This window comes from Stenotrophomonas sp. (genome assembly GCF_032066555.1).
Lineage (GTDB): Bacteria > Pseudomonadota > Gammaproteobacteria > Xanthomonadales > Xanthomonadaceae > Stenotrophomonas.
In genome coordinates this window covers 1-9,763 of the sequence record NZ_DAMBKV010000030.1, presented here as the reverse complement: position 1 = coordinate 9,763, position 9,763 = coordinate 1, and the positions used below count along the sequence as shown (strand labels likewise).

Below are 9,763 nucleotides of genomic sequence, written 5' to 3'. Positions count from 1 at the left end.
CCCTCCCCTTGGCTGCGCCAAAGGGAGGGAGCGTAGTGCCGAGCCATGCTCGGCAAGGGCTTTCCCGGCCAAAGCCAAAAGCTCCCCCTCCCCAACCCTCCCCTTGGCTGCGCCAAAGGGAGGGAGCGTAGTGCCGAGCCATGCTCGGCAGGGGCTTTCCCGGCCAAAGCCAAAAGCTACCCCTCCCCAACCCTCCCCTTGGCTACGCCAAAGGGAGGGGGCGTAGTGCCGAGCCATGCTCGGCAGCGGGTATCGGTAAAGCCACTGCCGAGCATGGCTCGGCACTACAAAACAAAAAAAGCCCGGCATTGCCGGGCTTCTTCTTTGATCGTCGCGCATCCTTACTTGAACAGCGTGTCCGGGTATTCCGGCTTCTGCTCACGGGCCAGCAGCTGCTGCAGGCCTTCGGAGGGGCTCAGTTCGCCGTGCAGTACCGACTGCACCGCCTTGGAGATCGGCAGGTCGATGCCGTGGCGATCGGCCTGACGCATGACTTCATCGGCGGTCTGCACCGATTCCACCACCTGGCCGATTTCCTTCACAGCATCCGGCAGGCTCTGGCCGCGGCCGAGTGCCAGACCCAGACGGCGGTTGCGCGACAGGTCGCCGGTGCTGGTCAGCACCAGATCGCCCAGACCAGCCAGGCCCATCAGGGTTTCCGGCTTGCCACCAATGGCCGCTGCCAGCCGCAGCATCTCGTTGAGGCCACGGGTGATCAGGCCGGCACGGGCGTTCAGGCCCAGCTGCATGCCATCGGCCACGCCGGTGGCCACCGCCAGCACGTTCTTCATCGCCCCGCCCAGCTCGGCGCCGACCATGTCGTCGCCGGTATAGGCGCGGAATGCCGGGCCGTGCATCGCATCGGCCACCTGCTGGGCGAATGCCTCGTCATCACCGTGCACGGTAATGGCGGTGGGCAGGCCCAGGGTGACTTCCTTGGCGAAGGACGGGCCAGTGACGACGGCCAACGGCACGTCCGGGCCCAGCACTTCACGCGCTACTTCATGCAGGAAACGGCCCGAGCCGGGCTCGAAGCCCTTGGTTGCCCAGGCCACGCCAGCCCCGGCCGGCCGCAGCGGCGCCAGCGCGCGCACGGTTTCAGCAAAGGCATGCGAAGGCACCACCACCAGGATCCAGGCCGCACCTTCAACGGTGGCAGCCAGGTCGGTGCTGGCGCGCAGGGATTCTGGCAAGGGAATCCCCGGCAGATACCGGGGATTCTCATGACGCTGATCAATCGCCTCGACTACCGCTGCATCACGTCCCCACAGCACGGTCCGGGAACCGTGCCGGGCCAACAGGGTGGCCAGCGCGGTGCCCCAGGAGCCCGCGCCAAGAACGGCGATCTTTTCCGCGTCGTTCGTACTCATACTGGAACGCAGACGCCGATCAGGCGTTGCCAGCCGGCTCGGAGTCGGCCAGCGAGGCTTCGCCCTGCTGCTGACGCTGACGCAGGGTCTCGGCGTACAGGCCTTCGAAGTTGATCGGCTGCAGGTAGAACGGCGGGAAGCCGCCGGCCTGGATCAGGTCCGACACCATCGAACGCACGTACGGGAACAGGATGTTCGGGCACTGGGTGCCGAGCAGCACGTCGATCGCCTGCGGTTCCAGGCCGATCAGGCCGAACACGCCAGCCTGCTCAACTTCGGCCACATAGGCGGTCTTGTCACCGGCCTTGCAGGTCAGGGTCACGCCCAGCACCACTTCGAAAGCGGTTTCCGACAGGCGCTGCACCTTCTGGTTCAGGTTCAGCTGCAGGTCCGGCTGCACGTTCTCGTTGAAGATGACCGGGGAGTTCGGCGACTCGAACGAAACGTCCTTGACGTAGATCTTCTCGATGGTGAAAGCCGGGCCGTTGGCGGATTCGTCGGCCGGGACTACGCCGTTGGTGTTCTCTTCGGACATTGCTCAAGACTCCAGAACAGATTGTTCATTGAATGGGATTAGTACAAGACCAGCGATGGGGGCGGTTCTTCCCCTACACAAGCCCTTGCTGAAAATTTGCTGACTCAGTTGCGGCCCTTGACCAGCAACAGGTCTGCCGCCTGCCATGCCGGCAGGCCGCCGTCGAGCACATAAACCTGCTCGTAACCGGCTTTTTTCAGTGCTTTGGCGGCCGTAGCCGAGGCATTGCCGGTACGGCACAGCAGCACCACCGGGCTCTGCTTGGCGTTGGCCAGCAGTTTGTGCGCGGGGGTCAACTGCGCCGGCTGCACGTTGCGGCTACCGGCAATATGGCCCTTCTCGAAGTCGGCAGCGGCCGACAGATCGATCACGGTCGCACCGCCAGCATTGATCATATGGGTCAATTCGGACGGCTTGAGCGATTTGTAGCCGCGGAACAGGCGTGCGACCTCGGTGGCGATGATGGCCACGGTCAGGCCGGCCAGGGCCAGCGACAGCATCGGATTTCGGCCGGCGAAGGCCAGCAACTCTTCGTAATTCACTCAGGTCACGGGTCGATAAGCGGGCAGGGATTGTCGCACAGCCGGCGAAAATGCAGCCAATGCCTCATTGTCCCTGCCAAAGATCGGGCAAACCGGCGGCCTGCCACCAGCGCTTGGCTTCCGGGTCCCAACGCCAGCGCTCATTCACCATGACCAGACGTTCGGCCTGGGTATTGCGGTTGATCACGCCCATTTCGACCCGCCGCTCGATGCTGCCATCGGCCCCCACACCGGCCGAACGCTCACGGTAGCTGGACACCTGCAGCTGCCGGTAGCGCTCGCGCTGCAGGTCGGTCAGCGGGTGCTGCTGCAGGTACAGCGGGTCGATGAAGCCTTCCGCCTTCTCGAAGTCGCCCCAGCGCACCGCCGCCACATAGGCATCCTGGGTGGGCACCAGCTTGTTGCGCTGCGACCGGCTCGGCCCTTCCGCCTGCACGCCGCCGGCGACCAGCAACAGGGCGATGACAACGGACTGGAACAGGTTTCGGTACATGCAGACCCCCTTCGGTGATGGCCGATCTTAGCCTTTGCCGAGGGCGACGAAGCGTCCCTCGAACTCGGCCGCGCCGCCCTCGATCGCCGCGCGTACCGTCACCCGGGCACGGCCGCGCTTGGTGAACAGGGTCAGGAAGTCGTCCCAGTCCTGTTCCGGTGCCAGCCGCGCGGTCGCCAGCAGATCGCCGTACACCGGCGCGCGGTAGCGGATGCTGCTGTCGGCCACGTAGACCTCGGCCTGTTTGCCGGCCAGTCCAAGGCGCATGCTGACCAGCGCCCACCCCGACAGGGTCATCACCGAGGCCAGGCTGCCGCCAAAGGCATTGCCCTTGTCGTTGACGTTGACGTCCAACGGCGCCTGCATGCGCAGCACGCCGTTGTCGTAACCGGCGATGCGGATTCCCATCGCCGCAACCGGCGGCATTGCCACGAGCGTGTGCTGGAGCTGTTCCAGCAACACGGTTTCATCAATATGTTCGGACATGAAATCGGACGAAAAACGGAAAGCGCCCGCATAATGCATGGAATGAACCGCCCCGCCTATGTGCCAGCCGACACGGTCTGGCATCTCATCTCGATGCGCCCGCAAGGGCAGCACGACACCTTGCGCAGCGCCGCTGCGCGTTTGGGTGCACGTACCGTGGCGTTGTCGCCCTGGCGCCTGCAGATGCGTACCGATGAGGCAACGCGCGAGCAGCTGGCGGCAGCACGCACCTGCGACCGGCTGGTGTTCACCAGCCCTGCCGCTGCCGAAGCCGCTGCACGCCTGTTGCCCTTGGCCGAGCTGCGTGCCGGCAGCGTGGTCGCCGTGGGCGAAGGCACGGCGCGCGCCTTGCGCCGGCGTGGCGCGGTGAACGTGCAGGCCCCGACCCGGATGGACAGCGAGGGCCTGCTGGCCCTGCCTGCCATGCAGCACCTGCAGGGACTGCGTGTGGCCCTGGTCACTGCTCCCGGCGGTCGCGGCGTGATTGCCGCACAGGTACGCGAACGCGGTGCCACCCTGCAGCGGATCGATGTCTACGAGCGGCTGCCATTGCCGGTCAGCAAGGCCACCATCGCCCGCTTGCAGGCACTGCCGCAGCCGTATGTCGTGGCGATCAGCAGTGGCGAGGCACTGCAGACGGTGCTGCCCTACCTGCCGCCAGCGTTGCTGCAGCAATGGCAGGACGCTGTAGCGGTCGCCGCCAGCGCACGCCTGGCCACGCTTGCGGCCGAACTTGGTTTCCGCAACATCAGCGTTGCCGCCGGGCCCTTGCCCGGGCAATTGGCCAGCGCCGCCCACGCAGCGGTTTTCCCGGCCGCAGGCTGAGTGCACGCGCAGAGGCGACTTGCAGGCCTGCAGCGCGCGGGCGATGCTTTGCCGGCACCAACAGCGTGGTCACCCTTGTGTCGTGGCCATGCCCGCCAAGGATGTTGCCCCCGATGAATGAAGACGTCGCACCCGCTCAACCGCGCCGCCCGCTGCGCTGGCTCCTGCCGCTGATCGCCATCGCCGCGCTGGGCGCGGCCGGCTGGTTTGGCTGGCACAGCTGGCAGACCCGCCAGCAGCAGGCAGCGCTGGCCCGCGACAGTGCCAGTCAGCAGTTGACCGCCTTGCAACAGGGGCTGGAAGCCCTGCGCCGCGACCAGCGCGCCAACGCCCGCAGCATCCAGGATGCCGCCGCCACCAACCGCGTGCTGCGCGATGAAGTGCTGGGGCTGAGCCAGCGCAATGCGCTGCTGGAAGAAAACCTCGCCCAACTGGCCGACAGTTCACGCCAGGGCGCGCAGGCCGTGCGCCGCGAAGAGGCGGAACTGCTGCTCAACCAGGCCCAGCAACGGCTGACCTTTGCCGGTGACCTGGACGGCGCCCGTCGCCTGTATGCATTGGCCGCCAACGCACTGGAAGGCATCGACAGCCCCGACTACCTCAACCTGCGCCAGGCGCTGATCCAGGAGCGCAATGCGCTGGATGCGTTGGGCCCGGGCGTACGCGCCCGTACCGCTGCCCAGCTCGAGCAGTGGTCCAGCGAACTGGAACGCCTGCCCGAGCACCTGCAGCTGCCCGCCGACACCCGGCAGCCATGGTGGCAGCAGATGCTGTCGCCGCTGGTGCAGATCCGCCCCGCCGACGGCAAGGTATTGGTTGCCCGTTCCGAGCGCATCGCCGCCAATGACTCGCTGCAGATCGAGCTGAGCCTGGCCCGCGCCGCCCTTGAGCGCGGTGATGACAAGGCCTGGCAGCAGGCACTGGACCGTGCCGACGGGTGGCTGCAGCGGCTGTGGCCGGATTCACCGCAACGCCAGCAGCGCCGCAACGAACTGCGACAGATGCGTGGCGTGGAACTGCGCCCCAACCTGCCGGAACTCGGCAGCACCCTGCAGCAACTGCGCAACACGCGCGCCGCCAAGGACGCACCATGAAGGCTTTCCGTTCCCTGCTGCTGGTCCTGCTGGTCGCCGCCATCGGCATCTTCGGCGCGCAATGGCTGGGCCAGGATTCGGTACGCGCCCTGGGCGAAGTCATCGTCCGCGCCGGCGATCATGATTACATCGCCACCTTGCCGCAGGCCGCACTGGCGGTACTGATCGCCGCACTGCTGGTTTGGCTGCTGTGGTCACTGATCAGCACACCGTTCCGGGCCTGGGCCCGGCACCGCCGCAAGCAGGGGCGCGCGCGCCTGATCGATGGCCTGCAGGCGCTGGACAACGGCCAATGGCAACGCGCCGAGAAACTGCTGCAGAGCGCCGCGACCGAGAAAGCCGTACGCCCGATCGCCCTGGTTGCGGCCATGCGCGCAGCCGAAGCACGCGAGGACAACAGCAGCGCCGGCCAACATCTGCAACAGCTGGCCGAAGCCGACCCACACCTGCACGCCCTGCACAGCGCCGAGCGCTGGCTGCAGCTGGACAAGCCACTGGAAGCGATCAACGCGCTGGACCTGCCTGCCCTGCAGCCGCTGCCGCCGCGCGGCCTGTGGCTGCGTACCGAGGCATTGCAGCGCGCCGGTCGCGCCGAAGAGGCTTACGGCCAGCTCGGCGCGCTGCGCCAGCAGCAGGTGTTGCCACCGAACGCTGTCGCCGAACTGGAAACCACGCTCGCCCTGCAGATGCTCGACGAGGCCAGCGACGTCAATACGCTGGCTGCACGCTGGGAAGTGCTGCCCAAATCACTGCGGGTCAGCGCGCAGGCGGTGGCCCACTACGCACAGCGCGCGGTCGCCCTGAACTGGACCGACGTTGCCCTGCGCAGCATCGAACAGACCCTGGACAGCCATTGGGATGAAGCCCTGGTCGCCTTGTACACGCAGCTGCCGGTGGAGAAATTCGATTCGCGCCGCGCCAGTGCACAACGCTGGCTGCAGTCGCATCCCAACAGCCCTGCTTTGCTGCTGGGTCTGGCCCGTCTGGCCGTTGGCCAGGGCCAATGGTCGCAGGCCGAGGAATTCCTGCACAGGGCCATCGCCCAGGATGCCGGCGCCGACGCCTGGGAGGCCCTGGGCGAGGTGTTTGCCGCACAGGATGAGCAGGCGCTGGCCAGCCAGTGCCTGCTCAATGCGGTGCGCCAGCGCCGCGGCCAGCCCGTACAGTCGATCCAACGCCGCAACCTGCACCAGCAGATCCAGGACCAGGCGGTGGCTGAAGAACGCGATGCGCATGGCTTCCCGCGTTTGCCGGGCTGAGTCTCTGCAAGCCCACCCTCGACGCTTTTCGTAACGAGCCGTAATGAACATACCCCCGGACATCCATGCGCGCGTGGTCGCGTTGACCGACGCCATCCTCAACGCCTGCGAAGATGGCGAAGAAGAGGCCAGTGCATCGCTGTATGCACAGCTGCACGCCTACTGCGATTCAATCGCGGCTGCAGGCCGCGACCATCCCTTCCTCTGGGAAACGCTGGCCGACTTCACCGGCGATGACCATGTCGCCATCGCGCACTACAAGCACGCACTGATGCTTGCCAACGCAGCGCAGGCGATCAACTACGAAGCTTCGATCGGCCTGGCACTGGCCGAACGTCTTTCCAACCTGGGCGATGTCGCCGCCGCCCAGGACCATGCACGGCGCGCAGATGCACTGGCGCAACGTACGGACGACCTGCCACTGCGCCAGGCCATCAGTCAGTTCCTGCTGGACCACTCACAGACGCACAGCGAAGACTGACCAATCCACGCCGGCACGCAGGTGCGCGCCGGCGTGATTGCGGCCGTCAGCTAGTCACGGCGATAGGGATAGCGCGGCAAGCGCGCCAGGAACGCTGTGGATACGCCGCGATACACCGCCAGGTTCACATCGATCTTCCTGGGCTTGAGTATCTGCATGCCGATCAGGCCCCACAGCAGCATCGCCAGGAACATCAGTATCCCCAGGCCGACCACCCATCCACTGTCGAACAGGAAACAGCCAAACAGCGGCACCACCGAGCACCACGCCATCAGCATGAAATTCAGCCGCCGCTTGCGATGCGCCGAACACAGGCCGACGTTGTGCACCGCCGTCTTGCGCACCGCCAGTGCGGCAATCAGATAGACCAGGAAGTGCAGCAGGATCAGCAGGTACATCCACGGCGAATGCCAGTAGAACTTGCGCTGGCGGTACTCCAGCGCCGGCTTCCCGCATTTGACGCAGTAGCGCGGCAGATCGCTATGCGGCAACGCCAGCAGCTCGTCACCATCGCGCCAACAAGTACTGTTGTCCGGGCTGCTGTTGGCCAGCGGTGGCGGCAAGGCCTCCGGCGCCGCATATGGGTTGAACTCATCCATTCATTGCATCCCCTGTGAAATTCCAGCGGGCCGCCTCCCGAGCGACCCGCACCTGCGCCGTTGGCGTGGCAGTGAAGTATGCGGCAAGCCCGCTCCCTGGAACGTGGCCCGCGAAACCCTCAAGTCGCCGGGATTTTCCCGCTTGTACCGCTCAGCGCTTGGCCGATGGCGAATCCGCGTCACTGGCAGCGGCGGCATCTGCGGCCGCTGCAGCCGCATCTGCCGCGACCCGGACCATGGCTTCCGCGGCCTCTCGCGAAACAGGTCCTGCTGCCGTCTCCTTGGCCGGTGGTGGTGCATTCGCGTCCACCGCCATCGTGTTGACCGCGCTTCTGTCCGCGATCAGCTGCAACTGCTGTGCAATTTCGGCAATGTACTGGCGACGCGCATGCTCGTGATCCGGGCCGGTCAGCAATCGTCCAGGCAGCGGCTGCAGGCGCTCGAAGCGCGTCCGTGCCGCGTCGAAACGGGATAGCCTGCGCTCCCATTCGCCCAGCAGCATCTGGCAATACAGCCATGCTTCATCCTGATCGGCGGCGGCACGCGCATCCGGACATTGCTGCGCGACGGCCGCCGACGCGGCCTGTACATAGCGCGGATACTGCCCGGGCGAGGCCTGCCAGGTGGCACGCTGCAGGACTCCGGCACGGTCCCGCAACGGCGCATCGACCGCTTCGAACAAGCGCGCCAGCATCCAATAGCTGGTTTCGTGGCCGCGCATACGCTGGTAGTCGTCACTTTCGACCACGGCGGTCAGGCGCTTGATCTCGTCAGCGCTGTAATCGTCCTTGTAGATGACGAAACCATTGCCCGGGCAGGACACCAGTGGCCACGGCGATTGGATGGCGCCATGCAGGCGTCCATCGAGGAAGTGGCCGAAGGCTGTGCCCGAGCCCATTTCCTCCGCACTGAAGCGCTCGCCGCCGATCGGGCAGACGTGCTCCACTTTCATGAAGGTCATGGCAGCGGCAGGCGCCGCCACACCTGACAACAGCACGGCCAAACCAATCGCGATGCGCTTCATGCCCTACCCCCGTCCTTTGGTGAGCAGACAATAGGGGGGCCGGGCCGGGCCCTGCAAGGGCCCTGTATTGCCGACCCATGGTCGGCAAGGGGTATTACCGGGAACGCCCCTGCCGAGCATGGCTCGGCACTACAAACGGCGCATCAACGCTCGACGATGGCGACCACGCCCATGCCGCCGGCGGTGCAGATCGATACCAGCGCACGACCGCCACCGCGGGCAGCCAATTCCTTGGCCACGGTGCCGATGATGCGGGCGCCGGTGGCGGCGAACGGGTGGCCGGTGGCCAGCGAAGAGCCCAGCGGGTTGATCTTGGCCGGATCGATGCGGCCCAGCGCTGCATCCAGGCCCAGGCGGTTGCGGCAGTAGTCCTCGCTTTCCCAGGCGCTCAGCGTGCACAGCACCTGCGCGGCGAAGGCTTCGTGGATTTCATAGATATCGAAATCCTGCAGGGTCAGGCCATTGCGCTTGAGCATTTCCGGCACGGCAGTGGTCGGCGCCATCAGCAGGCCTTCGCCATGCACGAAGTCCACTGCCGAAACCTGCGAATCACGCAGATAGGCCAGCGGCTCGTGACCGTGCGCGCGTGCCCATTCCTCGCTGGCCAGCAGCACTGCAGCGGCGCCGTCGGTCAACGGGGTGGAGTTGGCGGCGGTCAGGGTGCCGCGGCCAGAGGCCTTGTCGAAGGCCGGCTTCAAGGTGGCCAGCTTTTCCAGCGAGGTATCCGGACGCAGGATGTTGTCGCGCTCGACGCCGCGGAACGGCGCGATCAGGTCACTGAAGAAACCGCGCTCGTAAGCGGCAGCCAGCTTCCTGTGCGAAGACACCGCCCAGGCGTCCTGTGCTTCACGCGAGATGTTCCATTCCTTGGCCATGTCCTCGCAATGGTCGCCCATGCTCTTGCCGGTACGCGGCTCGGCCACGCCCGGGAACTCGGGCTTGAGCTCGGAGAACTTGAAGCCCTTGAGCAGGGTGCGGATCTTGTCGCCGGTGCTCTTGGCGCGGTTGGCCGCCAGCAGGCGCGCGCGCAGCTTCTTGCCGTAGACGATCGGCAC

At 66.2% G+C, this 9,763-nt stretch carries 12 protein-coding genes; 4 read left to right on the top strand and 8 right to left on the bottom strand.

Features of this window, described 5'->3' with window-relative positions:
- Positions 1 to 341: 341 nt before the first annotated feature.
- From RT131_RS19160 to RT131_RS19140, 5 genes are all read right to left on the bottom strand, one after another.
- Complete coding sequence (locus RT131_RS19160) at positions 342 to 1,370, bottom strand: NAD(P)H-dependent glycerol-3-phosphate dehydrogenase (RefSeq protein ID WP_313174540.1); 1,029 nt, start codon at positions 1,368 to 1,370, stop codon at positions 342 to 344.
- A 19-nt stretch (positions 1,371 to 1,389) separates the two neighbouring features.
- Positions 1,390 to 1,905 carry a protein-export chaperone SecB gene (gene secB, locus RT131_RS19155; RefSeq protein ID WP_313174538.1) on the bottom strand — a complete coding sequence of 172 codons (516 nt, stop codon included), beginning with the start codon at positions 1,903 to 1,905 and terminating at the stop codon, positions 1,390 to 1,392.
- Between the two features lie 104 nt (positions 1,906 to 2,009).
- On the bottom strand, positions 2,010 to 2,447 hold the full coding sequence (locus tag RT131_RS19150; protein WP_313174536.1) for a rhodanese-like domain-containing protein: 438 nt from the start codon (positions 2,445 to 2,447) through the stop codon (positions 2,010 to 2,012).
- A 64-nt stretch (positions 2,448 to 2,511) separates the two neighbouring features.
- Complete coding sequence (locus RT131_RS19145) at positions 2,512 to 2,940, bottom strand: hypothetical protein (RefSeq protein ID WP_313174534.1); 429 nt, start codon at positions 2,938 to 2,940, stop codon at positions 2,512 to 2,514.
- Positions 2,941 to 2,967: 27 nt separating this feature from the next.
- On the bottom strand, positions 2,968 to 3,426 hold the full coding sequence (locus tag RT131_RS19140) for a YiiD C-terminal domain-containing protein (RefSeq protein ID WP_313174533.1): 459 nt from the start codon (positions 3,424 to 3,426) through the stop codon (positions 2,968 to 2,970).
- 42 nt (positions 3,427 to 3,468) lie between these two features.
- Here RT131_RS19140 and RT131_RS19135 point away from each other — a divergent pair, with 42 nt between their 5' ends.
- The 4 genes from RT131_RS19135 to RT131_RS19120 all read left to right on the top strand — a co-directional run bounded on the left by RT131_RS19135 (position 3,469) and on the right by RT131_RS19120 (position 7,085).
- Positions 3,469 to 4,251: a uroporphyrinogen-III synthase gene (locus RT131_RS19135; RefSeq protein ID WP_313174532.1), complete on the top strand. Its 783-nt coding sequence runs from the start codon at positions 3,469 to 3,471 to the stop codon at positions 4,249 to 4,251.
- 113 nt (positions 4,252 to 4,364) lie between these two features.
- Positions 4,365 to 5,345 (top strand): uroporphyrinogen-III C-methyltransferase, encoded by a 981-nt coding sequence (locus tag RT131_RS19130; protein ID WP_313174530.1) that lies wholly within the window; start codon positions 4,365 to 4,367, stop codon positions 5,343 to 5,345.
- Positions 5,342 to 6,604 carry a heme biosynthesis HemY N-terminal domain-containing protein gene (locus tag RT131_RS19125; RefSeq protein WP_313174528.1) on the top strand — a complete coding sequence of 421 codons (1,263 nt, stop codon included), beginning with the start codon at positions 5,342 to 5,344 and terminating at the stop codon, positions 6,602 to 6,604. The genes RT131_RS19130 and RT131_RS19125 overlap by 4 nt, the downstream gene beginning before the upstream one ends.
- 43 nt (positions 6,605 to 6,647) lie before the next feature.
- The gene (locus tag RT131_RS19120; RefSeq protein ID WP_313174527.1) at positions 6,648 to 7,085 is read left to right on the top strand and encodes a hypothetical protein; all 438 of its coding nucleotides are present in this window, start codon (positions 6,648 to 6,650) and stop codon (positions 7,083 to 7,085) included.
- 50 nt (positions 7,086 to 7,135) lie between these two features.
- Here RT131_RS19120 and RT131_RS19115 read toward each other — a convergent pair whose 3' ends face one another.
- The 3 genes from RT131_RS19115 to RT131_RS19105 form a co-directional block, all read right to left on the bottom strand.
- Positions 7,136 to 7,684 carry a hypothetical protein gene (locus RT131_RS19115; protein WP_313174525.1) on the bottom strand — a complete coding sequence of 183 codons (549 nt, stop codon included), beginning with the start codon at positions 7,682 to 7,684 and terminating at the stop codon, positions 7,136 to 7,138.
- Positions 7,685 to 7,835: 151 nt separating this feature from the next.
- Positions 7,836 to 8,708: a hypothetical protein gene (locus RT131_RS19110; RefSeq protein WP_313174523.1), complete on the bottom strand. Its 873-nt coding sequence runs from the start codon at positions 8,706 to 8,708 to the stop codon at positions 7,836 to 7,838.
- A gap of 143 nt (positions 8,709 to 8,851) precedes the next feature.
- Positions 8,852 to 9,763 (bottom strand): acetyl-CoA C-acyltransferase (locus tag RT131_RS19105; RefSeq protein ID WP_313174521.1); only part of this gene is annotated, 912 nt, incomplete at its 5' end.